We start from the raw sequence: 24,512 nt of genomic DNA on the forward strand, positions 1-24,512 counted from the left end.
CTGACGCCGACCCGTCACGCCACCACGCGCGGGCGGCGCGGCGGCGCCTTGCCGCCCTTGCACGGGCTGTAACCGCCCGGAGCGATCCGGCCGGGATTGATCCCCGTGCGATGGATTTCGCCGAAGCCGCGCAGCCCCATCTCCTGCGCCGCGGCCAGCGCGATGCGGCCGCAGGCCTCGGCGTCGCTACCGGCATGGTGGTGGTCCAGGGCGATCCCCAGAAAATCGGCCAGATGGTTCAGCCGGTGCGCGGTCAGCGTCGGCCAGGCCCGCCGCGCCATCACGACGGTGCAGAGATAGTCGCAAGCCGGCCAGTCCAGCCCGTAATCACTCAGGGTATGGCGCAGCACGCTGATATCGAAGGCGGCGTTGTGGGCCAGGATCAGCCGGCCCTGCACCCGCTCGCGCAACGCCGCCCACACTTCCGGGAATTCGGGGGCGTCGGCGACATCCTCCGGGCGGATGCCATGAATTGCGCTGTTGAAGGAGTTGAAGCGCAGTTCACGCGGGCGGATCAGATGCTCCTCCGTCCCGACCACGCGGCCGTTCTCGATCCAGGCGACACCCATGGAGCAGGCGCTGGTGCGGGTCTCGTTGGCGGTCTCGAAATCGATGGCAACGGCGTGGCCGGAAATGACGGTCATGGAGGTCCGCGAACTGGGGTTCAGGCAGGCAGGTCAGGAACGGATGAGGCGGGCGAGATCCTCGGGCAGCGCCTCTTCCGCCGCCAGCACCCGCAGCTTCAACAGGCTGGCCACCGCCATGGCGTCGCTGATGGCGCCGGCCAGCACCATGTCGATGACCTCGGCGAAGGGCACACGGCGCACCGCCAGAACCTCGGTCTCGTCAGGGGCGGACTCGCCCTGCTCCAGATCCCAGGCGACGAAGGTGTGGGCGACCTCGTCGGTGATGCAGTTCGACAGGTGCAGCTTCATCAACGGCATCCAGCGCCGCGCCGTCAAGCCGGTCTCCTCGCGCAACTCGCGCGCTGCCGATTCCTGTGGCTCCACGCCCTTGCGCCCACCGCCTTCCGGGATTTCCCAGCTGTATTGCTTCAGCGGGAAGCGATACTGGCCGACCAGCGTCACCGTGCCGTCGTCGTGGATCGGCACCACGCCGGTGGCGAGGCTGCGGGGATGGACGACGCCATAGATGCCCGGGGCGCCCTTCGGGGTCAGAACCTTGTGTTCGACCACCTCCATCCAGGCGTTCTCGTATTTCATCGTGCTGGTCAGCACGGTCCAGGGATTGCCGGTGGGATCACCGGTTTCGATCGGCACGCGTCGCCCCTCCGTCGGTTGCGACCGGAGTATAGGGAGGCGTCCCGGTTGCCGCAATGGGCACACCCAGCAGGCGGACAGACAAAAACCGGTAAAATTTTCCGACAATTGACGAAAACGAAGATGAAATCGTTAAATAATGGTTTCTTGACAGACAAATCAGCTGACCCTACTTCTAAATCACGGCGCCGAATGTCGATGTCATATCCGAAAGTGGTAGATTGCCGGTTCGCCGATTGACCTGGAAAGGGCAGATGCGTGGTTCCGCAGATCAGTCCGCAGGATTTGGAGCGGTGGCGTAACCCCGACTGGCGCATCCGTTTGGCCGCCTGGTGGGAAGGCTATGACCTGTCCCGCCTGCCCCGCGTTTCGACCCGGCCTGACCTGCGTAACTTGGCCCCGTATAATCAGGCAGGCCGCCGCCACCCCGGACCAGTGGACGCGGTCGGTACGGCTTCCCTTTCGGGCCCACCGAGCGCGACCGCGTCACCAGACACGCCCCCGGACCCGGCCCTGACCGGCGGAAATCCGGAACTGGACCGGCTGGCGTTGATGCAGCTCGACCGTCATGGCGAGCCGGTCTGGTCGCCCGCGCGCAGCGAGGGGGCGCAGCTTCTCTGGGGTCAGGACATGACCGGGCCGGAGGAGGCGTCCTGGATGGTCGACTCCGTCCGCTCCTTCGGGCTGAACCCGGCCAAAAGCGTGCTGGATCTGTCGGCCGGCCTGGGCGGCACAGCCCGCGCGCTGGTGGAAAACTGCGACACCTGGGTAACCGGGCTGGAGCCGTCGCCGTTGCTGGCGAAGCTGGCGATGGACCGGTCGAAGGCGCTGGGGCTGTCGAAAAAGGCGCCCATCACCCATTACGACCCGGAGCATTTCAATCAGGCCGGCAGTTTCGACCTCGTGATGGCCGACCGTATCGTCCACCGCGTGCGCGACAAGGATCTTTTCCTCGATCGCCTCGGCGACTGCGTGAAGCCCAAGGGCGGCATCGCCCTGTTCGATTACGTGATCGACGGCACCCCCGGTTCCTGGGACAGCTGGAACGGCTGGCGGGATGAGGAACCTATGGAGGTCTATCCCTGGACCGCCACCCGCATGGCCGACGAACTGACCCAGCGCAACCTGGACCTCCGCATCAGCGAGGATCTGACCCAGCTGCACCGTCGCCACATCATCGACCGGGTAAGGAAGCTGGCTGACACGCTGGCCGCCGCCGTGCCGCCCGCCCCGGTACTGGCGGCGCTGAAGCGCGAACTGGCGCTGTGGTGGGCGCGGCTGCGGGTTCTGGGCAGTGGCCTGCGCTTCGTCCGCTATGTGGCGATGAAACCGGCGTAACACCTTCCCAATGTTCATATGAGTAAAGAAGGAACCCCCGGAGACGTCATAGCATGATCGAGGGGAACGGACCGCCGCCGCCCGCAAGGCGGGCTGCGGCACTGCAATCCATGCCCCGCCTATGTTCGTGCTTTCTTGGAGCCATGCGTTTGATCTGCCGGGGGCCTCGCCCTACATCTTGCCTGCATGACTTGCGGGCGCCCACGGGGCTGCCTCAGTCTTTTGGATGATCCTCAGGTCATTTGACCGATCGTCCTGCGGACCGTCATCACCTGAACCGTAACCGAAGCACTCTCCCAAGCGCCGCCCAAGGCGCACGCCAGACCCAATCGCCAAGGAGGCTTCCCGTGACCACCTTCACCGGTCAGGACTCGCTCAAGACCCGCCGCTCGCTCAGCGCGGGCGGCAAGAGCTACGACTATTTCAGCCTGAAGGCCGCCGAGGAGGCGGGTCTCGGCGATCTGTCGCGGCTGCCGTTCTCGATGAAGGTGCTGCTGGAAAACCTGCTGCGGTTCGAGGACGGGCGCACCGTCTCCGTCGAGGACGTGAAGGCGGTGGCCCGATGGCTGGTCGACAAGCGGTCCGACCGTGAAATCGCCTATCGCCCGGCCCGCGTGCTGATGCAGGACTTCACCGGCGTGCCGGCGGTCTGCGATCTGGCGGCGATGCGCGAGGCGATGGCGTCGCTGGGCGGCGACCCGACGAAGATCAACCCGCTGGTGCCGGTCGATCTCGTCATCGACCATTCGGTGATGGTCGATTACTTCGGCGGCGCCGACGCCTTCCAGAAGAATGTCGACCTGGAGTTCGAGCGCAACCTGGAACGCTACGCCTTCCTGCGCTGGGGCCAGAAGGCCTTCGACAATTTCCGCGTGGTGCCGCCGGGCACCGGCATCTGCCATCAGGTCAACACCGAATACCTGTCGCAGGTCGTCTGGACCGACAATGACCCGTCGGGCAAGCCGGTGGCCTATCCCGACACGCTGGTCGGCACCGACAGCCACACCACCATGGTCAACGGCCTGTCCGTGCTCGGTTGGGGCGTCGGCGGCATCGAGGCGGAGGCCGCGATGCTGGGTCAGCCGATCTCCATGCTGATCCCCGAGGTCGTCGGCTTCAAGCTGACCGGCCGGTTGAGGGAGGGCACCACCGCCACCGATCTGGTGCTGACCGTCACCCAGATGCTGCGCAGGAAGGGCGTGGTCGGCAAATTCGTCGAGTTCTTCGGGCCGGGCCTCGACAGCATGACGCTGCCCGACCGCGCCACCATCGGCAACATGGCGCCGGAATATGGCGCCACCTGCGGCATCTTCCCGATCGACGCCGAGACCATCCGCTACCTGACCTTCACCGGCCGCGATCCCGACCGCGTGGCGCTGGTCGAGGCCTATGCCAAGGCACAAGGTATGTGGCGCGAGCCGAACAGCCCCGATCCGGTCTTCACCGACGTGCTGGAGCTGGACATGGGCACGGTCGAGCCGTCGCTTGCCGGGCCCAAGCGGCCGCAGGACCGCGTCGCCCTGTCGGCGGTGGCACAGGGCTTCGCCAAGGACATGACCGAGGCCTACAAGGCCGACGACCCCAAGAAGGCGGTTCCGGTGAAGGGCGCCGACTACAGCCTGGAACAGGGGGCCGTCGTCATCGCCGCCATCACGTCCTGCACCAACACCTCCAACCCGGCGGTGCTGGTCGCCGCCGGCCTGCTGGCCAAGAAGGCGGTGGAGAAGGGGCTGGCGCAGAAGCCGTGGGTCAAGACCTCGCTGGCGCCGGGCTCCCAGGTGGTCACCGACTATCTCGCCAAGGCCGGACTGCAACCCTATCTGGACCGCATCGGCTTCAACATCGTCGGCTATGGCTGCACCACCTGCATCGGCAACTCCGGCCCACTGCCGGACGCCATCGCCGCGGCTGTGGAGGAAGGCAACCTCGTGGTCGGCGCCGTGCTGTCGGGCAACCGCAATTTCGAGGGCCGTGTCAACCCGCACACCCGCGCCAACTATCTGGCCTCGCCGCCGCTCTGCGTCGCCTACGCACTGGCCGGCAACCTGAACATCGATCTGACCAAGGACCCGATCGGCACCGGCAGCGATGGCCAGCCGGTCTATCTGAAGGACATCTGGCCGAGCAACCGCGAGGTGCAGGACGCCATCGACGCCTCGCTGACCGCCGAGATGTTCCGCAGCCGCTATTCCGACGTCTTCAAGGGTCCGGAGCAGTGGCAGACCATCGCCACGGCGGAGGGCCAGACCTACCAGTGGCAGGACGGCTCCACCTATGTGAAGCTGCCTCCCTTCTTCAGCGGCCTGACCAAGACGCCGGACCCGATGTCGGACGTGCGCGGCGCGCGGGCGCTGGCGGTGCTGGGCGATTCGATCACCACCGACCACATCTCCCCCGCCGGCTCGATCAAGAAGACCAGCCCGGCCGGCGAGTATCTGCTGAGCTATCAGGTCCGTCCGCAGGACTTCAACAGCTACGGCGCCCGCCGCGGCAACCATGAAGTCATGATGCGCGGCACCTTCGCCAACATCCGCATCCGCAACGAGCTGATCCCCGGCGTGGAAGGCGGCGAGACCAGGCATTACCCGTCGGGCGAACGGCTGCCGATCTACACCGCCGCCATGCGCTACGCCGACGAAGGCGTGCCGCTGGTGGTGGTCGCCGGCAAGGAATACGGCACCGGGTCGAGCCGCGACTGGGCGGCGAAGGGCACCAAGCTGCTGGGCATCCGCGCGGTGATCGCCGAGAGCTTCGAGCGCATCCACCGCTCCAACCTCGTCGGGATGGGCATCCTGCCGCTGCAGTTCAAGGACGGCACCACCCGTGCCGATCTGAAGCTGGACGGGTCGGAACGCTTCGACATCGACGGGATCGAACAGGATCTGTGTCCGCGCAAGGACGTCACCCTGACCCTGACCCGCGCCGACGGCAAGACGGAGACCTACCCGCTGCTGCTGCGCATCGATACGCTGGACGAAGTGGAGTATTACCGGAACGGCGGCGTGCTGAACTTCGTGCTGCGGAATCTGGCGAAGTAAGGCTGCCGGACTTCGGATGGGACAAGGGCCGCTTCCCGGTGGGGAGCGGCCCTTTTCGCTGTCGGCGCTACCGAAGCCGGCGCTTTACGCCGCGCCGGCGCTCGCCATCATGCGACGGAGGTCGTTGGGGAAAACCGGCTTGTGCAGGATACGGAAGCCGCGGCGCTCGGCCTCCTCCTGGCGCTCGCTGCTGGTGTCGCCGGTCAGGATGATGCCGGGAACCGACTGGCCCAGCATGGTCTGGACGGCGCTCACCGCCTCCGGGCCGGTGCGGCCCTGCTGGAGCTGGTAGTCGGCCAGCACGATCTGCGGGCAGCGGCCATCGGCGCGCAGCCGTTCCAGCGCCTGATCGCCCGACTTGGCGGTCAGCACGTCATAGCCCCAGCCCTCCAGGATCGCCTTGAGGCCGAGCAGGATGATCGCCTCGTCGTCGATCACCAGTACCATGCCCTTGTCGGAGCCGCCCGTGGCCGGGGGCGCCACGACGGGCGCGGCAGCAGCCGTCTTCATGGCCGTCCCTCCGCTCCGCCCACCGCCGAAGGCGCTGGCGATGGCGCTGATCGCCCGCCCCCGGTCGTTCGCGGCCTCGTTGGCGGCCGCATCATTGGCGACCGCATCATTGACGATGGACCGGCGCGCCAGCGTCGCCGCGGCGGCGGCGGTGCCGCTGGCCGGACGCGCGTTGCCCAGAATGACCCGCGGCAGTTCCACCGCGAAGACCGAGCCCTTGCCTTCCCACGAGCGCACCGTCACCGGATGGCCCAACAGTCGCGACAGGCGCTTGACGATGGCGAGACCCAGGCCGAGGCCACGTTCGCTGCGCTCGCCCAGCTGGGTGAACTCCTCGAAGATGTCCTCCAGCCGGTCGGCGGGGATGCCGGCGCCGGTGTCCCACACCTCCACCCGCATGCCCGACGGCGTCCGGCGGCAGCCCAGCAGCACCTTGCCCCTGCTGGTGTAGCGCAGCGCGTTTTCCACGAGGTTGCGCAGGATCCGCTCCAGATGGGCCGGATCGGTGCGGACCCAGGCGCGGGTCGGCACGGCGCGCAGCACCAACCCCTTCTGGGCGGCGCGCGGTCCATATTCGGCGACCAGCCGGCCAAGCAGCTGGTTCAGCCGCACCTCGACCGGGGTGGCGACGATCTTGCCGGATTCCAGCCGCGACATGTCCAGGAGACCGTCCAGCAGGCTCTTCAGCGTGTCCAGGCCCTGGCGGATGTTGTCGAGGATCGGCAGCGCCGTATGACCCTGCAACCGGTCGCTCAGCGCGGCGGTGAAGAGATAGAGCGACTGCACCGGCTGGCGCAGATCATGGCTGGCGGCGGCGAGGAACTTGGACTTGCCGTCATTGGCCTGATCGGCCTCCTCCCGCGCGCGGTGCAGCTCGGCCTCGGCCTTCTTGCGGTCGGTGACCTCGACGGCGGCGCAGGTGACGCCCTCCACCCGGCCGGAGGGGCGGCCGGACGGATCGAGCAGCGGGTCGACGGTCAGGTCGAAGAAGCGATCCTCGCCCTTGCAACGGATGCGTACCTCTTCGCGGGCGCCGACGCCGCTCTCCATCACCCGGCGCTTGAGCGCCATCATCCCGTCAGCATCCTCGCGCTGGCTGCACAGGTCGGCGTCGGTGCGGCCGATCAGGGCGTCGGGCGCGAAGCCGAGCCATTCCGAATGGGCCCATGTGTAGCGCAGCTCCAGGTCCTGGTTGAACACCACCACGCCGGAATTGCGCAGGCCGGTGCGCACGCGTTCCTCGGCGACGCGCAGCGCCTCCTCGGTGCGCTTGCGCTCGGTGATGTCGATGCCGGTGGCGATCAGATGGGTGACATGGCCGTCGCCATCGACCATCGGCGTCAGGTTGACATCCACCGTCATCTCACGGGGCGCGCTATCCCGCGCGCCCGAGACGCGCAGCCCGGCGTCGAAGCGGGAGGATCGCCCACCAGCTCCCAGCGCCAGCGCCTGACGCAGGCGCTCACGCCCGGCCTCGTCGAAGGACAACCAGCAGATCTCGTCGAAGGGGCGGCCGATGATGCGCGCGGCCGGCAGCCCGGCGGCATCGGCGGCGGCGCGGTTGACCTGGGCCACCGCCCCGTCCGGCGTCAGCACGCCGACATAGGCCGGCAGCGCATCCAGCACGGCGCGGATGTGCCCTTCGGACTGACGCAGCGCCGCCTCGCGCGCCTCCAGCCGGTCCGCCATCATGTCGAAGGCGTGGCCGAGCTGGCCGATCTCCGACGAGCGGTCGGACAGCTTGACGCGGGTGGCGGTCTTGCCCTCGCTCCAGTCGCGGGCGGCGCAGACCAGTGCATCGACCGGGCGGCGGATGAACAGGGTGCCGCCGATCCAGGCTGCTGCGGCGGCGACCAGAAAGCCGGACAGCGTCATCAGCAGCCCGTCGCGGGTCGCCCGGTCCACCACCCCCATGGCAGCGCCACGATCGACGCCGATGCTGATGAACAGGTCGCGGATGCCGGCAGACGGTGGCGAAAAGGCCAGGATGCGCGACACGCCGTCCAGCCCGGGCAGCATGGTCACGCCGGTCTCCCGCTCCGCCAGAAGCCCCAGATAGCCGTCCGGCAGCCGTTCGCCGGCACGGCCCTGGGTGCCCGGCAACTTCACCAGGATGGTGCCGGCGCGGTCGGCGACGGTCAGGCTGGTGTTCTCCGGCATCGGACGGGCGGCGAAGATGGCGGACAGCCGCTGCACGTCGAGCGACAGGGCGACCACACCGCCCCGCCGGCCATTGCTGTCGGAATAGGGGGCCGCGACCGGCAGCTCGCCGCCGTCGGCACCGGAATGGGTGATCGTCCACTCGCCGACGGCGAAACGCCCCTGCGCCATCGCCCTGCGGAAATGCGGCTGTGCGCCCAACGAGGAGCCGACGCGCGACGGGTCGGCGCTGCACAGGATGCGCCCGTCGGCATCGGTGATCGACAGGGTACGGTAGTCGGCGGAGCGGGTGGCCAGCCGTTCCAGATAGTTCTGGCAGCTGTCGATCTCGCCCCGGCGGAGGAACTGCGCCTCGGTCACCGCGGTGACCATCAGGCGGGCGCTGTCGATCAGGCGGAAATGCTCGCTTTCCACCTGCCGCAGAAGCCGTTCGGCCTGGAGCGTCACCTCTCCCTCGCGCTCCGCCCGCTGTTCGAGCACGCTGTAGATCTGGATGCCGATCGCCGGCAGAACCGCGAGCAGGACCAGGATGAAGAGGCGTGCCAGAAGGGTCATGGCGTGGACGAGGCTCCTCCGCGAAACCGACCGGATGGAACGCCAGATGCTCCACCCTGCGGCATGCCTGAATGCGGCATGCCCATCGCTATCGCACTTATGGTTAAGCGCCGGTTAATTTGAAAAAGAATGAGCCAGGACAGCGCGAAGAACCTGAGCCAATCACGGATGTCTTCTCCAAAATTTCTGGCCGCCACAGAGCATTTACATCAAAAACCAGAACATACCACCATCGAGCGGCTATGGACGAAAGGGGTATGCCTGCCCCACTTGCTTGCCTTGTTGTCATTGCGGCGTTCCTGGACTTGTCTCGCACCTGCGGTTCTGCGTGGGGGCAAAGACGGGAACAGCATGGGGCGTCGGCTGTTGAAGCCTTGCAATGACCACACCCTTCCTCCTCCCCCCGCTCCGCACCACGTCCCAGGGCACGCCGCGCCGCGTGGGGGTGGAACTTGAATTCGCCGATCTGGACGCGCCGTCGGCAGCCGCCTGCGTGCACCGGCTGTTCGGCGGCACCGTCACCGTCGAGAACCCGCATCGGTGTCTGGTGACGGACACCCGGCTTGGCGACTTCACCGTGGAACTGGATATGCGCTCCGCCCACAAGGGCAAGGGGGGGAATGCGATCCTCGACCCGCTGCGGCCGCTCTGGGGCAACATCGGCAGTCTGGTGATGCCCTTCGAGATCGCCGCCCCGCCGGTGACGGTGGAGCAGATGCCGGAGCTGGAGGAGATGGTCGCCCGCCTGCGCGCGCTGGGCGCGGCGGGGACGGAGGCAAGCCCGCTGTTCGCCTTCGGCCTGCATTTCAATCCGGAGGTGGCGCGGACCGACGACGATTACCTGCTGGACACGCTGAAGGCCTTCCTGCTGCTGGCCCCTTGGCTGCGGCGGGAAATCCGGGTCGACGTCACCCGGCGCCTGTCCGGCTTCATCGCCGCCTTCCCGACACCCTATGCGGCCAAGGTGGTCGATCCCGCCTATCGCCCCGAGCTGGGCGGGCTGATCGACGATTACTTGGCCGACAACCCCACCCGCAACCGCGAGCTGGACCTGTTCCCGCTGTTCGCCCATCTCGACCGCGACCGGCTGGCTTCGACGCTGGAGGATCCGCATGTCCGCCCGCGCCCGACCTTCCATTACCGGTTGCCCAACGCGCGGCTGAGCGATCCCGGCTGGTCGCTCGCCGCCGACTGGAACCGCTGGGTGGCGGTGGAGCGGCTGGCCGCCGACCGCGCCCTGCTGGACGGTCTCGGCACCGATTACCGCCGGGCGGCCGAGGCGCAGCAGCTGGACGGCTGGGCCGGGCGCATCGACGCGGTGCTGGCCGCCAATCCGGGCATTCATCCAGCCATTCAGGGCATTGCCGGGCCGGACGAGGAAGCCGGCGGCCCGACCCGTCAGGCCGGCTGAAGGAGCTTTCCGAAGGAGTTCTCCATGGCAGCCATCGTCGGCAGGTCCCGGCCGCTGGTCGGCATCACCGCCTCGATCCATGGCAGCCGCATCGCCGCCATGGCCAACCGGCTGGCCCTGTGGCGGGCCGGCGCGTCGTCGGTCCGCATCACGGCCGACGCCCCCTTTCCCATCGACCGTCTCGATGCGCTGGTCGTCGGCGGCGGCGACGACATCGACGCCTCGCTCTACGGCGAATCCGCCCGCCCGCAGATCCGCATCGATCCCGAACGCGACCGGCTGGAGATGCGGGCGCTGGACTGCGCCGCGAAGATCGCGCTGCCGGTGCTGGGCATCTGCCGCGGCTCGCAGATGATCAACGTCCACCGCGGCGGCTCGCTGCACGTCGACATCCATGAGGTGTACGAGGAAGCGCCGCACATGCGCACCGTGCTGCCGCGCAAGCGCATCCGGATCGAGCCGGACAGCCGGCTCTACCGCATCCTCGGCATCGCCGAATGCCGGGTGAACGCCCTGCACCACCAGTCGGTCGACCGTGTCGGCGACGGGTTGCGCGTCGTCGCCCGCGAACGCGCCGGCGTCGTCCAGGGCATCGAGGCGCCGGAAGAGCCCTTCCTGATCGGCGTGCAGTGGCATCCGGAATATCTGGTCACCGACAGCCGGCAACAGGCGCTGTTCCGCCGTCTGGTCGCCACCGCCGCCGGCACCGCGCCGCTGGATGATTTCGCGGAGGCCTCGCCGCACCACACGCTCCGCGCCCCCGGCTGACCTTTCCGGCGCTTCGCCCTATAGCGGCCACACCTCGGCACATCATGACGGTGGCACATCATGACGGTCAAAACGACGCGGGCGCCGCCGGAGGGATGGCTCCGGGGCGCCCGCAATTTTGCCGCAACAGGGGTGTTACTGGCTGCCGCCGTTGTCCGGGCCGCAGTTCGGGGTGCCCGGCGGGCAGTGGGTGCCGGTGGCCGTCTGGTTGTCGCGCGGGATGTTGCTGCCGGTGTTGTTGCCCATGCCCGACGGCGCGGTGGTCACACCCGGCACCGGCGAAGTCGAGGAACCGGACATGGTGCTGCCGGAGGTGCCGGTCGAACCGGACGTGCCGGTACCGCCGGTCGTGGAGCCGGCCGACGGCGAGGTGGTGGCGCCCGGCGGGGTATGGACGACACCGTCCGGGCCGACGTTGGTGCTGCCGGCGCTCGGGCTGGTGGCGTAGGCGCCGCTGCCCTTGAGGGTGCCGGGATTGGCTTGCTGAGCGGTCTGGGCCATGGCCGGGGCAGCCATCAGGAGAACCGCCGAAACGGCACCGATCATCAGGTTACGCATCCTCGAACTCCTTGCATGGTGGCAACGCCTCGCGTTTGGGCGTCTTTGGAACGGGACGGAGGCCATATCCGGAGCCGCAATGCGGCGTCCGGCCGGGGTTTCGCGTCTTTCATGGGTTAGAACAGGGCAATCCGGTCATGATCTCGGTCGGTGCCCGTGCTTTTTTGGAAATCGGCAGCGAAAAGTCGACAAAACCCGGCCTTCGGGCCTTATCGCGTCTCGGCGACCCTGCCGTCGTCGGAGATGACGATCTCGACGCGGCGGTTCTGTTGGCGGCCGGCGTCGGTGCCGTTGCTCGCCACCGGCTGCGCCTCGCCCATGCCCTGGGTGACGATGCGGGACGGCGAGACGCCGCGGGCAGTCAGGGCGTCGCGGACGGAATTGGCGCGGGCTTCCGACAGGCGCAGGTTGGTGGTGTCGCTGCCGGTGCTGTCGGTGTGGCCCTCGATCCGGATGGTGCGGCCGGGCTGGGATTGCAGGAACTGGGCGAGCCGTTCGATGCGCTCGTAGGCGCCGGGGGTCAGCTCCGCCCGGCCGGTGGCGAACAGGATGTCGCCCAGCGTCATGACCAGACCGCGCTCGGTCCGCTGCGCCTGAAGGTCACGCAGCTGCTGCTCAAGCTCGGTGTTACGCGCCTGCAGGCGATAGGTGTCGGCGTTGGCGACCACGGTCTGGGCGCCCTTCACCCCGGCCGTCTCCTGGGCGATCTGCACCCGGCGGCTGACGATGTAGGCCTGATGGTCCACCTCGGCGGCGTCGGCGCCCTGGTCGCGCATCGCCTCGGCGCGTCGCAGCGCCTGCTCGGCATCGCGCAGCTGCAACGGAGCATTGCCGGCGACCTGCGGGTTGGCGGCGGCAAGGCTGTAATCCTGGCGCGCCTGGGTCAGGGCGGCGCTGTCGGTCGGCTGGGTGGCACAACCGGCCAGCCCGAGGCCGAGACCCGCAAGGACAAGAATGGTGCGGGGAGCGAGCGCGGTCATTGACGGACCTCCGGATAGCTGTAGCCCCAGCTGTTGCCGGCGCTGGTCCCGTTGATCGTGCCGAGGGAGCCGGCCGGCGCCGGCGGAACGGCGGACGGGGACGGGTAGCTCGAACCGCTGGGATCGGACGGCGGCGTGCTGCCGAGGGTCGAACCACTGTAGACCGGAGCCACATTCGGCGCGGCGGCGGACCGCGGGGTGTTGGGGACCGCGGACTTGGCCACCGCGCTGGCGGCCTGCTGGGTCACCGCGCGCTGCGAGGTCACGGTCGCCAGCTCGGCATCGACGCGGGCCTCCTCGGCGAGGCGGCGGGCGCGGGTACGCTCATCGGCGCGCATCGCCTTGTCGGCGGCGGCCAGCTTGTCGCGGGCGCTCTGCAATGCCACCGGGGCATATTGCAGGGCGTTGGCGCGCTCGGCCTCCTGCACCGCCTGGGACGCGGCGCCGAGCTGCGCGGTGGGCGGCGGCACGTCGGTGGCGCAGGCGGCCATGCCGAGCGCCGCCGACAGAACGGCGGCGGCACGCCACCGGATCGTCGTTGCGGATTTGCGGGTCATCTGGTCGGTTCCTTTCGGATCGGGCTTCACGCCGGAAACCGGGGGCTGGCCGAGGTCAGGTCCTTGGGTCGCGGTCCTTGGATCTTGGTTCCTGGGCCCTGTTCCTACGGCCATGTCCTTTTGGGACGTCTCGCGCCTCCAACGCACCAGCCGGGGCGAAGGTTCCGCAGGGGCTCAGCCGCCGCTGCGTGAAATGCTGCCGCGAGCCGACCGGCGGCTTTCCCGGCGATGGCGGACCAGCCGCAGCACATAGGCGGCCAGCAGGACGATGAACAGCGCCAGCGCACCCGGCACCATCCAGTCGGCGATCCAGGGGAAGCCGACCCGCACCAGATAGCCGGTGACGGCCAGCACCAGCGACCACAGCGACGCTCCGGCGGCGGCATAGAGCAGGAACACCCCCATCGGCAGCCCGCAGGCTCCGGCGGGAACGGAGATCAGCGTGCGCAGTCCCGGCAGCGGCTGGCACAGCAGAACGGCGACGCCGCCGCGCCGGGCGAACCATCCGGTGGCGCGGTGGACCTGCTCCGGCTTCACCGTCAGCCAGTGGCCGTGGCGGCGCAGGAAGGCCTCGAACCGCTCGCGCCCCATCCGGTGGGCCGGCAGGTACCAGACCAGTTCCCCCACGGCGGAGCCCGTCCCGGCCGCCAGCGCCACCAGCAGCAGGTTGAACTCTCCCGTCGCGGCTCCCATGCCGGCCAGCGGGATCACCGTCTCCGCCGGCACCGGCGGCAGCACGCGGGCCAGGATCAGCATCAGGAAGATGCCGAGATAGCCGAACTGCTGCACGATCTGGATGATCCACTCGGTCATAAGGTCCACGACGGTTAGGGAACCGGGGTTGGGGAACTGGGCAGGCCGTCCCTTGTGAACCGTGCGGACCTTGCGGGCGTTCCCCGTTTTTCGTTCCCTTGCCCCCAAGCTCTTTTGACCGGAGTCAAGGCGCCGGTCGTTCGTCCACGGTTTAGTGTCTCCATCATGACCGCATCCCTCGCCCTCGCCGCCGCCCTGCTGTTCCTCAGCCATGCCCTGCCGTCCTGGCCGGGGGTGCGGCCCGCCCTGATCGCCCGGCTCGGCCGCGGCGGTTTCGTGACGATCCATTCCCTTGGCTCGCTGGTGACGCTGGGCCTGTTCGTGCTGGCCTACCGCGCCGCCGACGGCGGAGACGTGGTGTTCACCCCCTTCGACTGGGCGGCCCCGCTGGTGGCGGTGGTCATGCCCATCGTCTTCCTGCTGCTGGTCGCCCGCGTCACCACCCGCTTCGGCAGCCAGAGCGCGCCCAACCCGCCGCGCGGCATCTACCGCCTGACCCGCGCGCCGGGCAGTCTGGCGCTGCTGCTGTGGGCGCTGGCCCATCTGAACGCCACCGGCGATGGGCGCCGCGTGCTGCTGTTCGGCACCATGGCGGCCATCGCCCTGTTCGCGCTGGTGAAGAACGAGATCGTGCTGCGGCGCAGCCCCGCCGGCCGCACCTTCCGGGCGGAGACCGCGCTGCTGCCGCTGACCGGGCGGCAGGGCTGGCGCGGCGCCCTGCGTGGACTGGTGGAAATGGGACCGGCGCGGCTGGCCGGCGGACTTGCCGCTTACGGGGGCATGCTGATGCTGCACCCCCTGCTCTTCGGGGTGGATCCACTCTACTGGGTAGGTTGAGCGGGACGGCGGGACGGCGCATCTGTTGGGAACGGGACAGACGTACCGCGCTCCTCTTCCACTGTGCCCACCGCCATTGCGCCCGCTGCCATTGCCTCAGGAAGCCCCCGCATGAAAATCCGCGAGATCATGACCCGCGACGTGCAGACGGTACGGCCCGACGACAGCATCCGCCGGGCCGCACAGCTGATGGACCAGTTGAACGTCGGCATCCTGCCCGTCTGCGACGGACGGGATCTGGTCGGCGTGGTCACCGACCGCGACATCACCGTCCGTGCGATCTCCGCCGGAAAGCAGCCGGACCGCACCAGGGTGTCGGAGGTGATGACCGCCAATCCCCGCTATTGCTACGAGGACGACCCGGTCGGCAGCGTGACCGAGCTGATGGCCGGACAGCAAATCCGGCGGGTGCCGGTGGTGGACCGCAACGACCGGTTGACCGGCATCGTCTCGCTGGGCGACCTCGCCACCGATGCCAAGAACGACCGTGCGGTTCAGGACGCGCTGGAACGGATTTCCTCCCCCTCCCAGCCGGACCGGACCTGATCCGGCCAGCCCCCCTTCACCATCGGGAACCGATCATCATGGAACATATTCTGGGTCCGAACGACCCCCGCGTCCGTGAACGGGCCTATCGGATTTGGGAAGAGGAGGGGCGGCCCGACCACCGCCATCTCGACCATTGGGCGCAGGCAACGTGCGAGATCGAGGAGGAGGACCGCCGCAATGCCGGCGGCCCCCACGTCAACAGCCCGGAGGCGGGGCTTGCGGTTCCCGATGACGCCGCCGCCCGCAACCAGCGGGAAGCGGCGGCGCATCTGGGGCAGTCAGCCGTCCCATCGGATGGCTGACGGAAACAGCTGACGGGACGGCCGAAGCGGTCACTCGACCTTGAGGCTGACCGCTTCCATGCCCTTTTCGGTCTGGCGGACGGTCATGCGCACGCGCTGCCCGTCATCCAGCCCGCGCAGGCCGGCGCTTTCCAACGCACGGGCCGGAATGAAGACGTCGCGCCCGCCATCGTCCGGCTGAGCGAAGCCATAGCCCTTGCCGCCGTTGAACCACTTCACCGTGGCGCCCATCTCGCTGGTCGGACCGCTGGCCTGCTGCGGCCGGCGGGGGCCGCCACGGTCCTGATACCCGCGATCCTGGCCGCGATCCTGGAATCCGCGATCCGGCCCACGACCCTGGAAGCCGCCCCGGTCACCGAAATTGCGGTCGCGCGGAGCGCCGCCATCGCGGCGCGCGCCAAAGCCGCGATCCCCGCCCCGGTCGCCACCCCGATCGCCAAACCCGCGGTCGCCCCGGTCGCCGAAGCCACGCTCGCGCCCCTGCGGACGGGCCGGGGCGGCGGTGGAGAGGTCGACGGAATGCAGGACGCTGACCTGCTGGCCCTTGCGGTCCTCGACGATGTCGACGACGACGGTGGCGCCGTCCGGCAGCGTGGTGTGGCCGGCCGGCACGACGAGCGAGGCCGGCAGCAGGGCGTCCTTGCCGCTGTCGCCGACCTTGACGAAGCCGTAGCCGCGTTCGGGGTTGAACCATTTCACGGTGGCCGTCACCTGGGTGGCGACGACGTTGGGCTGACGATAGACGTGGCTGCGGGGCGGCTGATTGTGCATGGGAAACCCGAACTCCGACAAACAGAAGCGGCGCCCTTGCCAGCCCATCTGCGGACCGGTGGACGCCAACCCCTGACACATCGCCCGTCCGGGCGCTCTTGGCAAGTCGGGACCGCTCCGAATGCGCCGGACGGGCCTGGAAATCACACCCGCAGGCGCAGGCCGACGGGAATCAACCCATCAGACGGTCCATCAGACGGTCGGGCGCCGGCGGCGGTTCGCGCGGAGGAACCGGGATCGGTCCCGGCGGCTCCCCCAGCGGCGGGCGCGCCGGATCGCCCGGAACCGGCATCGGTTCGTCGGGCACCGACGGCTCACGCGGCGGCGAGGGCGGATAGGGTCCAAGCTGGAAGGTCATGCGCAGTTCCTCAAATCCTTGACAGGCAATCGGCTTCAGTCCCGTCGGCCGCCCCGATCAGCCACCATGCCCGCCGGGGGCGGTCCGCGACAGGCGGCGGGCGTCGTTCAGGCTGTTCATGCAGCGGGTCTCGTCGCCGTCGCGGGCGGCGCTGCGGGCGGCGGTGACCAGCGATTCGACCTGGGCGTTCCGTGCCGCCTGCCCCATCAGACCGTCGCCGCCGCCGGAGGCGCCGGGACCGCTGTCAGGCGCGCTGCGCGAATTGGCCTGCGGGGTGACGGACGGGGCGGTCGGCATGTTGCTGCCGATGGCCGGCGGTTCGACCACCGACCGGTCGCCGACGGCAGGCGGCGCCACCATCCCGCCGGACTGGGCCAGCTGCTCGCTGCCGCTGCCCGACCCCAGCTCGTCGCGCGGGGTGGAGCCGGACAGGCCGGGCGTCCCGCTGCCGTTACCGCTGCCGGGAACGGCGACCGGCGGCGGTTCGGTCGACAGGCCCATGTCGGCGGCGAACTGGTCCACCATCGCGCCGCAGCCGGCCGGGGTCGTTCCACTGGTCTGGGCTGCCGCCGGCTGAACCGCAAGGAGCCCGGTCGCCATGGCGAGGGCGACGGGGCCAAGCCTGAAGAAAGATGTCCGCATCGGTCGGGTGCTCCTCGGATCGGCCATGCCACAGGGTGACTGCTTCAACCGAATCAACGGCGGGAAACCGGACACGGTTCCGGCCGATGGACGGAAGATCGGCCCGGCCATGCATCTTGCTCATTTCGCAGGCAGCAGGGGGCGGCTGTAGAGTGCCTGTCCTTCTGCTCGCCCCTCCCCATCCTCAACCAACGGTCCGCATTTCCATCATGATTGCCAACATGGCCGCCCTGGGTGCGGCGCTGTGCTGGGCCGCGGGCGGCCTGATCGCCATCGGACCGGTACGGGTGCTGGGTTCCATCGCCTTCAACCGCGTCCGCCTGACCATCGTCGCCGCGGCCCTGCTGGTCGCCACCACGCTGATGGGAGGCTGGCAGACGCTGGATACCGGCGCCGCGCTGACCCTGGCGCTGTCGGGGCTGCTGGGGATCGTGGTCGGGGACATGGCGCTGTTCTGGTCGCTCAGCCGGCTGGGACCGCGCCGCAACGTGGTGATCTACGCCGCCAACGCGCCGCTGACCGCCCTGCTCGCCTATGCCCTGCTGGGGGAGGCGCTGGGGCCTTGGACCGTCCTGGGCGTGGCGCTGGTCACGCTGGGGGTGATGCTGGCGGTGGCGCTGCGCTCCGGCTCCACCCACAGCTGGGAGGCGATCCAGGGCAGCCTGCTGGCCGGCGTGTCGGTCTGCCTGCTGGCGGCGGTCGGACAGGCCGCCGGCTCGATCATCGCCAAGCCGGTGATGGCGGCGGGCGCCGACCCGGTCGCCTCCGCCGCGGTGCGGGTCACCACGGCGGCGTTGATGTTCACGGCGATCGGCATCCTGTCGGCGCTGCGCGGCGGTACGGCGGTGGAGGGTGCCGGAGGAGTCGGCAGTGGGTTGGGCGCGCTGCTCGTGCCGCGCGGACTGACGCCGAAGCTGATGCTGCAGATCGCCGGAAACGGACTGCTGGGCGTCGGGCTGGGAATGACCCTGCTGCTGGTCGGGCTGGCCCATGGCAATGCCGGGGTGGTTGCCACCCTGTCGGCGCTCAGCCCGGTGCTGATCCTGCCGATGATGTGGCTGCTGACCGGCCAGCGCCCGTCACTTGGTGCCTGGGCCGGCGCCGCGGTCGCCGTCGCCGGCGTCGCCCTGATCGTCAACCGGTAAGGGACGGCCTCAGCGCGCCGTCTCCACCGCGACGCCCAGGGTCGGCAGCGCCGCCTGAAGCGTGGCGGAGGCGCGGTTGACCGCATCGCGCAGTTCGGTCTTCAACACCGGCACGTCCGGCCGCTGCTGCTCGCAGGCATGCTGAAGCTTGCGGGCGGCGCGCGACAGCTCCAGCAGGCCGACATTGCCGGCCAGCGACACCATGGCGTGGGCGTCGGCCGCTGCGGCCTTCGCCGACTCCGCCTCGCTGATCCGGTCGGTGCGCAGGGCCAGTTCGGACAGCGTCCCGGCGATGAAACGGGGCAGCACGTCGGCCCCCAGCGTATCGGCCAGCGTGTCCAGCGTGGCACGGTTCAGCACCGGCACGCTGTCGGACACCGGCGCCACCCCGGCCAGAACCGCCGCTTTCTCTTCCATGCCGTCCCCCTCCGACAGCTCCGCCGTCACCTTGGCGTCGAGCCAGCGGTCGACCGCGGATAGCAGGGTGTCGCGCTCGATCGGTTTGGTGACATGGTCGTTCATGCCGACATCCAGGCAAAGCTGCAGCTGATCCGCCAGCGCATTGGCGGTCAGCGCGATGATGGGCACGGCCCCGCGCCGCCCGCCAAGCTGACGGATCGCCGCGGTCGCCTGCAAGCCGTCCATCCGCGGCATCTGCATGTCCATCAGGACGAGGTCGAACTCGCCCCTGCGCATCGCCTCCACCGCCAGGATGCCGTCCTCCGCCACCTCGACCGTATGGCCGGCCTTGCAGAGGATGGAGGAGGTGACGATCTGGTTCATCGGCACGTCTTCGGCCAGCAGGATGCGGGCGCTGCGCGGCGCCGCGGCCTCGTTGCGCTGGCCCTCCGATGCCGCAATGGACAGTCCGGGGGCGGCGGCGACCGGCAGCGGCAGCTCGAACCAGAAGGTGCTGCCGACGCCGGGGCTGCTCTGCACGCCGATCTGCCCCCCCATCAGTTCCGACAGCTGCTTGGAGATGATGAGGCCGAGCCCGGTGCCGCCATAGCGCCGGGTGGTGGAGCGGTCGCCCTGGCTGAAGCGCTGGAACAGGTTGGCCTGATCGGCCGCCGGAATGCCGGGGCCGGTGTCGCTGACCGCCAGACGGACTTGAGCGACCCCGTCATCACCGCCGTTATCTCCACCGCTTTGCCCCGACAGAAGCCCGGCCGACACCAGCACGGACCCGCGTTCGGTGAACTTCACCGCGTTGCCGACGAGGTTCAGCAGGATCTGGCGGATGCGCGCCTCGTCGCCCCGGACGAAACGCGGCACGGTGCCACCCAGCGACAGCTGCAGCAACAGCCCCTTCTGCGAGGCGGCGTTGCTCATCAGGTCGCGGCAGTCACGCAAAAGCCGGTGCAGGTCGAAGGGGCGCTCCTCCAGTTCCAGCTTGCCGGCTTCGATCTTCGAATAGTCAAGGATGTCGCCGATGATCGCCAGCAGTCCACGCCCGGCCTCGCGCTGGAGCGCCACATACTGGCGCTGCTCCGCGGTCAGTTCGGTGGCAAGCAGCAGGTCGGCGAAGCCGATGACACCGTTCAGCGGCGTGCGGATCTCGTGGCTCATCGAAGCGAGGAATTCCGACTTCACGCGGTTGGCCGCCTCCGCCTCGGCGCGGGCGGCGGACAGCTCCTCCTCATAGCGCTTGCGCTCGGTCACGTCGCGGACGACGCCGACCACCACGAACTCCCCGTCGGAGCCCACCGTCGGGCGCATGCTGGATTCGACCCACAGGTAATGGCCATCGCGGTGGCGCAGCCGGTGCGTGAAGGTGACCGGGGGCGATCCCGGCTGCAGGCCGGCGAAGGCGATCGCCGCGCTTTCCAAGTCCTCGGGGTGCAGCAGGTTGGCCGGGGCGACGCCGACGATCTCCGCCGGGTCGTGGCCCAGGATGTCGCGCACCGACGGCGACAGGTAGCGCACCGACCCGTCGGCCTTCATCTCCAGGATCATGTCGGTGGCGTTGTCGGCCAGCAGGCGGTACCGCGCCTCGCTCTCGCCAAGCCGCTGTTCGGCATCGTGATGGCGCTGCTCGCGCAGCAGCAGGGCGCCCAGGAACAGGGTGCCGAGCGGAACGATGGCCAGCAGCGCCGGCGCCGTGCGCTGTCCCACCTGCAACGCCAGGTCCAGGGTGGGCAGCAGCAGCAGGGTCGACAACGACACCAGCGTCAGCAGCAGCCCGAATCCCAGCAGCGGACCGGCACCCAGCACCACCCCGCGCCGCTTCACCCACAGCGCGAAGCCGACGCCGGTCAGGAAGGACAGCAGCGCATTGGCGACGCCGGCCTCCATGCCCGCCCCGCCCAGGAAGATGCGGTAGCCGGCAACCGTCACGGCGGTGATGGCGGCGGACAGCGGACCGCCGAACAGCGCGCTCAAGCCGATCAGCGGAGTCCGGGCGTCGATGAAGATGCCGGGCCCGATATGGATCGGATGCACCATCGAGAAGATGGCGGTCAGCGCCATCACCGTCCCGAAGACGATCTGGCGGGTGTTCAGGCTGCAACCGCCGGACCGGCGGATCAGGAAGGTATAGGCAAGGACGACGAAGGCGCTCGCCGCGATGTTCTCGGCAAGATCATACGCCATCGAGGAAAAGTTGCCCCACATCACCCGGCCATCGTCCCCACACGATCTCCCATTACCTCTATACCACGGAAGGATGTCGCGAAACCGCTAACACCATCGGGCGTGATGTGATCTGGCGGGGACAAAAGCCGGACTTGCGGTGGGAACCTGCGGGTTGCCGTTCAGGCCTCCGCATCAGGCTGGCGGGCCGGAGCGGCGTCGGCGAAGGCCGGCAATGCGCGGCAGGCCTCGTCGATGCGCAGCAGGGTGGGATAGTCCTCCAGCGGACAATCGAGCCGGCGGGCGTTCGCCATCTGCGGCACCAGCAGGATGTCGGCCAGCCCGGGTTGGTCGCCATGGCAGAAGCGCCCGGTGCGCGGATCGCCGGCCAGCTGCGCCTCCAGCGCGGTCAGCCCGACGGCGATCCAGTGCCGGTACCAGCCGTCGACGTCCTCCTGGCTATGGCCCATCGTCTTCAAACGGTTCAGAACCCGCAGATTGTTCAGCGGATGGACGTCGCAGGCGATCGCCAGCGCCAGCGCCCGCACCCGCGCGCGGCCCAGCGCATCGGCCGGCAGCAGCGGGGGCGTCGGGCGCGTTTCGTCGAGATACTCGATGATGGCGAGCGACTGGGTCAGCACATGGTGCCCGTCCGGCCCGTCGACCTCCAGCGCCGGCACCAGATGTTCCGGGTTGAGGTCGGCATAGGGCGGCTTGGCCTGTTCGCCCTTGCGCAGATGAACGAAGGCCTGGTCCGGCGCCAAACCCTTCAGGTTCAGGGCGATGCGCACGCGGTAGGCGGCGGAGGAACGGAAGTAGGTGTGGAGTTTCACGGGATTGGGTCCGTCTTGGTTTTGCGGCGATCCGGTACCGGAGCCTGTCACAGCCCCAGATAAGCCTGCCGCACCCGTTCATTGCTGAGAAGGGCGGCACCGCTGTCGCTCAGCACGATCTCGCCGGTCTCGATCACGTAGCCGCGGTCGGCGATGGCCAGCGCCGCGTGGGCGTTCTGCTCCACCAGCAGGATGGTGGTGCCCTCGCGCTTCAGCCGCTGCACGGCGTCGAAGATCTCCGCGACCAGCAGCGGCGCCAGCCCCATGCTGGGCTCGTCGAGCAGAAGCACGCGCGGCTTCGCCATCAGCGCGCGCCCCAATGCCACGATCTGCTGCTGGCCGCCCGACAGGGTGCCGGCGGGCTGGTCGCGCTTGACCTTCAGCACCGGAAACATCTCGTACAGGCGGTCGATGTCGTCGTCCGGCCTGCCGCTGCCGCGGCGGTAGGCGCCGAGGCGAAGGTTGTCCTCCACGCTCTGCGGGCCGAACAGCTGCCGGCCCTCCGGCACCTGCACCACCCCTTCGGCGACGCGGCGCGACGCCTTCATCCGGGTGATGTCGCAGCCGTCGAAGGTGATGCGCCCGCTGCTGGCGGGATGGACGCCGGACAGGGTGCGCAGCAGCGTCGTCTTGCCGGCCCCGTTGGCACCGACCAGCGCCACCAGCTCGCCTTCCCGCACGGTCAGGCTGGCCGATTTCAGCGCGTGGATGCGGCCGTAATGACTGTTGAGGCCCTCGATCTCCAGAAGCATGGGGGCTCTCCTTACGGTGCGGCGCCGAGATAGGCGGCGATGACGTCCGGGTTGGCCGCCACCTCCTGCGGCGTGCCTTCGGCCAGCATGCGGCCCTGGTTCAGCGCGGTGATCCGGTGCGAGATGCCCATCACCATCTTCATGTCATGCTCCACCAGGACGATGGTGACGCCGGTCGCGGCGACGGTCTTGATGACCTCGTCGATCTCGCGGCTTTCGGTGGCGTTCAGGCCGGCCGCCGGCTCGTCCAGCAGCAGAAGCTTCGGCTCCGACGCCAGCGCGCGGGCGATCTCAAGCCGCTTCAGCGCGCCGTAGGGCATGGAGGCGGCGTCGGCGTCGATGTATTTCTCCAGCCCGACCTCGGTCATCAGTTGCGCCGCCCGCTCCTTCGCCTCGCGGTCCTTGCGCACCAGCGACGGGAAGCGGAACAGCGCCGGCAGCAGCCGGGTGTTCAGGTGCAGGTGCCGCCCCACCATGACGTTCTCCAGCGCCGTCATGTTGAAGAAGATCTGCAGGTTCTGGAAGGTGCGCGACATGCCGCGGGCGGCCAGCCGGTAGGGCGCCATGCCCGAAACGTCGGCCCCGTCGAACAGCACCCGGCCGCCCGACGGCTTGTAGACGCCGGTCACCAGATTGAACAGCGTGGTCTTGCCGGCACCGTTCGGCCCGATGATCGAATGGATGTCGCCGGCGGCGATGGTGAAGCTGAGATCGCCGATGGCGAGCACGCCGCCGAACTCGCGGCTGAGATGCTCCACCTTCAGGATCGGCGGGCCGACGCGGCGGGCCTGCGCCGTGGTATCGGGGGAAAGGTCTGTGGTCGCCAGCATCTTCATGCCCGCCTCCGCGCCGGGATCAGCGCCGCCAGGGTGGGAAGCAGCCCCTTGGGCATGAACACCATCGTCGCCATCAGGATGCCGCCCAGCACGATCTGCTGGTAATCCTGGAAAATCGTCAGCGCCTGCGGCAGCAGCGTCAGCACCACCGCACCCACGACGGCGCCGAAGGTCGAGGCCATGCCGCCGAACACCACCATGGTCACCAGCTCGATCGACTTGAAGAAGTCGGCCTTGGCCGGGGTGATCAGGCCGGCATAATGGGCGAACAGGCTGCCGGCCACGCTGGCGAACACCGCCGACAGCACGAAGACCAGCACCTTGAAGCGGGCGGTGTCGACGCCGACCACCTCGGCCGCCACCTCCGAGCCATGGACGGCGCGCAGCGCACGGCCCATCGGGCTGTCGATCAGGTTCAAGGACAGCCAGACCACGCCGACCAGCAGCACGCCGACCACCCAGTACCAGACCTTCTCGCCATACAGCTCGACGCCGAAGATCCTGAACGGCTCGACCATCATGCCGTCGGGACCGCCGGTCAGGCCGCTTTCGGTGCGCAGCACGATCGACACGATGATGCCGATGCCGAGCGTCGCCATGGCGAGGTAATGGCCCTTCAGCCGCAGGATCGGCTTGGCGACCAGGAAGGCCAGCAGCCCGACGAAGGCGGCGCCGGCCAGCAGCGCCACGACCGGCGGCCAGCCGTACGTGCCGACAAGGACGCCGGAGGCATAGGCGCCGATGCCGAAGAAGCCGGCATGGCCCAGGCTGATCTGCCCGGCATAGCCGATCAGCAGGTTCAACCCGACGCAGACCACGGCGTTGAAGCCGGCCAGGATTGCGATGTCGAGATAGAAGTTGTTGGGCAGGAAGGCCGGCAGGATCGCGATCACCGCGCCCAGCGCCAGAAGCCCGGTCAGCCGCCCGTGAAGGAGTGCGTTCATCGGA

23 protein-coding genes are annotated in these 24,512 nt (G+C 69.0%); 8 read left to right on the forward strand and 15 right to left on the reverse strand.

Features of this window, described 5'->3' with window-relative positions; translation table 11 throughout:
- Positions 1–14 precede the first annotated feature (14 nt).
- Both E6C72_RS02170 and E6C72_RS02175 read right to left on the reverse strand, forming a co-directional pair.
- Positions 15–644 carry a 3'-5' exonuclease gene (locus E6C72_RS02170; RefSeq protein ID WP_109443180.1) on the reverse strand — a complete coding sequence of 210 codons (630 nt, stop codon included), beginning with the start codon at positions 642–644 and terminating at the stop codon, positions 15–17.
- A 33-nt stretch (positions 645–677) separates the two neighbouring features.
- Positions 678–1,280, reverse strand: coding sequence for an NUDIX hydrolase (locus E6C72_RS02175; RefSeq protein WP_109443181.1), 603 nt, complete (start codon positions 1,278–1,280; stop codon positions 678–680).
- A gap of 552 nt (positions 1,281–1,832) precedes the next feature.
- Here E6C72_RS02175 and E6C72_RS02180 point away from each other — a divergent pair.
- Together E6C72_RS02180 and acnA are read left to right on the forward strand one after the other, a co-directional pair.
- Positions 1,833–2,618, forward strand: coding sequence for a bifunctional 2-polyprenyl-6-hydroxyphenol methylase/3-demethylubiquinol 3-O-methyltransferase UbiG (locus tag E6C72_RS02180; protein ID WP_247875966.1), 786 nt, complete (start codon positions 1,833–1,835; stop codon positions 2,616–2,618).
- 347 nt (positions 2,619–2,965) lie between these two features.
- Positions 2,966–5,656, forward strand: coding sequence for an aconitate hydratase AcnA (gene acnA / locus E6C72_RS02185; protein WP_109443183.1), 2,691 nt, complete (start codon positions 2,966–2,968; stop codon positions 5,654–5,656).
- Between the two features lie 84 nt (positions 5,657–5,740).
- On the opposite strand, the gene E6C72_RS02190 is transcribed toward acnA, so the two are convergent.
- The gene (locus E6C72_RS02190; RefSeq protein WP_109443184.1) at positions 5,741–8,881 is read right to left on the reverse strand and encodes a PAS domain-containing protein; all 3,141 of its coding nucleotides are present in this window, start codon (positions 8,879–8,881) and stop codon (positions 5,741–5,743) included.
- Positions 8,882–9,260: 379 nt separating this feature from the next.
- Here E6C72_RS02190 and E6C72_RS02195 point away from each other — a divergent pair, with 379 nt between their 5' ends.
- Positions 9,261–10,292: an amidoligase family protein gene (locus tag E6C72_RS02195; protein ID WP_109443185.1), complete on the forward strand. Its 1,032-nt coding sequence runs from the start codon at positions 9,261–9,263 to the stop codon at positions 10,290–10,292.
- 24 nt (positions 10,293–10,316) lie between these two features.
- Complete coding sequence (locus E6C72_RS02200; RefSeq protein WP_109443186.1) at positions 10,317–11,060, forward strand: gamma-glutamyl-gamma-aminobutyrate hydrolase family protein; 744 nt, start codon at positions 10,317–10,319, stop codon at positions 11,058–11,060.
- Between the two features lie 135 nt (positions 11,061–11,195).
- On the opposite strand, the gene E6C72_RS02205 is transcribed toward E6C72_RS02200, so the two are convergent.
- The 4 genes from E6C72_RS02205 to E6C72_RS02220 form a co-directional block, all read right to left on the reverse strand.
- Positions 11,196–11,618 carry a hypothetical protein gene (locus E6C72_RS02205; RefSeq protein ID WP_109443187.1) on the reverse strand — a complete coding sequence of 141 codons (423 nt, stop codon included), beginning with the start codon at positions 11,616–11,618 and terminating at the stop codon, positions 11,196–11,198.
- 209 nt (positions 11,619–11,827) lie between these two features.
- On the reverse strand, positions 11,828–12,598 hold the full coding sequence (locus E6C72_RS02210; RefSeq protein WP_109443188.1) for an OmpA family protein: 771 nt from the start codon (positions 12,596–12,598) through the stop codon (positions 11,828–11,830).
- Positions 12,595–13,155: a DUF4398 domain-containing protein gene (locus E6C72_RS02215; RefSeq protein ID WP_109443189.1), complete on the reverse strand. Its 561-nt coding sequence runs from the start codon at positions 13,153–13,155 to the stop codon at positions 12,595–12,597. The genes E6C72_RS02210 and E6C72_RS02215 overlap by 4 nt, the downstream gene beginning before the upstream one ends.
- A gap of 174 nt (positions 13,156–13,329) precedes the next feature.
- Positions 13,330–13,968, reverse strand: a complete 639-nt coding sequence (locus E6C72_RS02220; protein WP_109443190.1) for a DedA family protein — start codon at positions 13,966–13,968, stop codon at positions 13,330–13,332.
- Positions 13,969–14,133: 165 nt separating this feature from the next.
- Between E6C72_RS02220 and E6C72_RS02225 the strand changes: the two genes are divergently transcribed.
- The 3 genes from E6C72_RS02225 to E6C72_RS02235 all read left to right on the forward strand — a co-directional run bounded on the left by E6C72_RS02225 (position 14,134) and on the right by E6C72_RS02235 (position 15,656).
- Positions 14,134–14,805: an NnrU family protein gene (locus E6C72_RS02225; RefSeq protein ID WP_109443191.1), complete on the forward strand. Its 672-nt coding sequence runs from the start codon at positions 14,134–14,136 to the stop codon at positions 14,803–14,805.
- Between the two features lie 111 nt (positions 14,806–14,916).
- Positions 14,917–15,351 (forward strand): CBS domain-containing protein, encoded by a 435-nt coding sequence (locus tag E6C72_RS02230; RefSeq protein WP_109443192.1) that lies wholly within the window; start codon positions 14,917–14,919, stop codon positions 15,349–15,351.
- 38 nt (positions 15,352–15,389) lie between these two features.
- On the forward strand, positions 15,390–15,656 hold the full coding sequence (locus E6C72_RS02235) for a DUF2934 domain-containing protein (protein ID WP_109443193.1): 267 nt from the start codon (positions 15,390–15,392) through the stop codon (positions 15,654–15,656).
- A gap of 30 nt (positions 15,657–15,686) precedes the next feature.
- Here E6C72_RS02235 and E6C72_RS02240 read toward each other — a convergent pair whose 3' ends face one another.
- The 3 genes from E6C72_RS02240 to E6C72_RS02250 all read right to left on the reverse strand — a co-directional run bounded on the left by E6C72_RS02240 (position 15,687) and on the right by E6C72_RS02250 (position 17,427).
- Positions 15,687–16,427, reverse strand: a complete 741-nt coding sequence (locus E6C72_RS02240; protein ID WP_109443194.1) for a cold-shock protein — start codon at positions 16,425–16,427, stop codon at positions 15,687–15,689.
- Positions 16,428–16,599: 172 nt separating this feature from the next.
- Positions 16,600–16,785 carry a hypothetical protein gene (locus tag E6C72_RS02245; protein ID WP_109443195.1) on the reverse strand — a complete coding sequence of 62 codons (186 nt, stop codon included), beginning with the start codon at positions 16,783–16,785 and terminating at the stop codon, positions 16,600–16,602.
- Positions 16,786–16,842: 57 nt separating this feature from the next.
- A complete protein-coding gene (locus E6C72_RS02250) occupies positions 16,843–17,427 on the reverse strand; it encodes a hypothetical protein (protein ID WP_109443196.1) in 585 nt (194 codons plus the stop codon).
- 209 nt (positions 17,428–17,636) lie between these two features.
- Between E6C72_RS02250 and E6C72_RS02255 the strand changes: the two genes are divergently transcribed.
- On the forward strand, positions 17,637–18,572 hold the full coding sequence (locus tag E6C72_RS02255; RefSeq protein WP_109443197.1) for a DMT family transporter: 936 nt from the start codon (positions 17,637–17,639) through the stop codon (positions 18,570–18,572).
- Positions 18,573–18,581: 9 nt separating this feature from the next.
- On the opposite strand, the gene E6C72_RS02260 is transcribed toward E6C72_RS02255, so the two are convergent.
- The 5 genes from E6C72_RS02260 to E6C72_RS02280 form a co-directional block, all read right to left on the reverse strand.
- Positions 18,582–21,164: an ATP-binding protein gene (locus E6C72_RS02260; RefSeq protein WP_109443282.1), complete on the reverse strand. Its 2,583-nt coding sequence runs from the start codon at positions 21,162–21,164 to the stop codon at positions 18,582–18,584.
- Positions 21,165–21,325: 161 nt separating this feature from the next.
- Entirely contained in the window at positions 21,326–21,976 is a 651-nt protein-coding gene (gene maiA, locus E6C72_RS02265; RefSeq protein ID WP_109443198.1) for a maleylacetoacetate isomerase, read from the reverse strand.
- 47 nt (positions 21,977–22,023) lie between these two features.
- Positions 22,024–22,728, reverse strand: coding sequence for an ABC transporter ATP-binding protein (locus E6C72_RS02270; RefSeq protein WP_109443199.1), 705 nt, complete (start codon positions 22,726–22,728; stop codon positions 22,024–22,026).
- Between the two features lie 11 nt (positions 22,729–22,739).
- Positions 22,740–23,564 carry an ABC transporter ATP-binding protein gene (locus E6C72_RS02275; RefSeq protein ID WP_109443200.1) on the reverse strand — a complete coding sequence of 275 codons (825 nt, stop codon included), beginning with the start codon at positions 23,562–23,564 and terminating at the stop codon, positions 22,740–22,742.
- On the reverse strand, positions 23,561–24,508 hold the full coding sequence (locus tag E6C72_RS02280; protein WP_109443201.1) for a branched-chain amino acid ABC transporter permease: 948 nt from the start codon (positions 24,506–24,508) through the stop codon (positions 23,561–23,563). The genes E6C72_RS02275 and E6C72_RS02280 overlap by 4 nt, the downstream gene beginning before the upstream one ends.
- Between the last annotated feature and the right edge of the window lie 4 nt (positions 24,509–24,512).

Source organism: Azospirillum sp. TSH100 (assembly GCF_004923295.1).
GTDB lineage: Bacteria > Pseudomonadota > Alphaproteobacteria > Azospirillales > Azospirillaceae > Azospirillum.

Excerpts from the sequence above, each read along its gene's own strand:
- E6C72_RS02200 (WP_109443186.1), top strand. The coding sequence starts at position 10,317 with ATGGCAGCCATCGTCGGCAGGTCCCGGCCGCTGGTCGGCATCACCGCC.
- E6C72_RS02220 (WP_109443190.1), bottom strand. The coding sequence starts at position 13,968 with ATGACCGAGTGGATCATCCAGATCGTGCAGCAGTTCGGCTATCTCGGC.
- E6C72_RS02170 (WP_109443180.1), bottom strand. The coding sequence starts at position 644 with ATGACCGTCATTTCCGGCCACGCCGTTGCCATCGATTTCGAGACCGCC.
- E6C72_RS02210 (WP_109443188.1), bottom strand. The coding sequence starts at position 12,598 with ATGACCGCGCTCGCTCCCCGCACCATTCTTGTCCTTGCGGGTCTCGGC.
- E6C72_RS02240 (WP_109443194.1), bottom strand. The coding sequence starts at position 16,427 with ATGCACAATCAGCCGCCCCGCAGCCACGTCTATCGTCAGCCCAACGTC.
- E6C72_RS02235 (WP_109443193.1), top strand. The coding sequence starts at position 15,390 with ATGGAACATATTCTGGGTCCGAACGACCCCCGCGTCCGTGAACGGGCC.
- E6C72_RS02180 (WP_247875966.1), top strand. The coding sequence starts at position 1,833 with ATGCAGCTCGACCGTCATGGCGAGCCGGTCTGGTCGCCCGCGCGCAGC.
- E6C72_RS02195 (WP_109443185.1), top strand. The coding sequence starts at position 9,261 with ATGACCACACCCTTCCTCCTCCCCCCGCTCCGCACCACGTCCCAGGGC.
- E6C72_RS02215 (WP_109443189.1), bottom strand. The coding sequence starts at position 13,155 with ATGACCCGCAAATCCGCAACGACGATCCGGTGGCGTGCCGCCGCCGTT.
- E6C72_RS02230 (WP_109443192.1), top strand. The coding sequence starts at position 14,917 with ATGAAAATCCGCGAGATCATGACCCGCGACGTGCAGACGGTACGGCCC.
- E6C72_RS02280 (WP_109443201.1), bottom strand. The coding sequence starts at position 24,508 with ATGAACGCACTCCTTCACGGGCGGCTGACCGGGCTTCTGGCGCTGGGC.
- E6C72_RS02250 (WP_109443196.1), bottom strand. The coding sequence starts at position 17,427 with ATGCGGACATCTTTCTTCAGGCTTGGCCCCGTCGCCCTCGCCATGGCG.
- E6C72_RS02260 (WP_109443282.1), bottom strand. The coding sequence starts at position 21,164 with ATGGCGTATGATCTTGCCGAGAACATCGCGGCGAGCGCCTTCGTCGTC.
- E6C72_RS02225 (WP_109443191.1), top strand. The coding sequence starts at position 14,134 with ATGACCGCATCCCTCGCCCTCGCCGCCGCCCTGCTGTTCCTCAGCCAT.
- E6C72_RS02245 (WP_109443195.1), bottom strand. The coding sequence starts at position 16,785 with ATGACCTTCCAGCTTGGACCCTATCCGCCCTCGCCGCCGCGTGAGCCG.
- E6C72_RS02255 (WP_109443197.1), top strand. The coding sequence starts at position 17,637 with ATGATTGCCAACATGGCCGCCCTGGGTGCGGCGCTGTGCTGGGCCGCG.
- E6C72_RS02270 (WP_109443199.1), bottom strand. The coding sequence starts at position 22,728 with ATGCTTCTGGAGATCGAGGGCCTCAACAGTCATTACGGCCGCATCCAC.
- E6C72_RS02190 (WP_109443184.1), bottom strand. The coding sequence starts at position 8,881 with ATGACCCTTCTGGCACGCCTCTTCATCCTGGTCCTGCTCGCGGTTCTG.
- E6C72_RS02205 (WP_109443187.1), bottom strand. The coding sequence starts at position 11,618 with ATGCGTAACCTGATGATCGGTGCCGTTTCGGCGGTTCTCCTGATGGCT.
- E6C72_RS02275 (WP_109443200.1), bottom strand. The coding sequence starts at position 23,564 with ATGAAGATGCTGGCGACCACAGACCTTTCCCCCGATACCACGGCGCAG.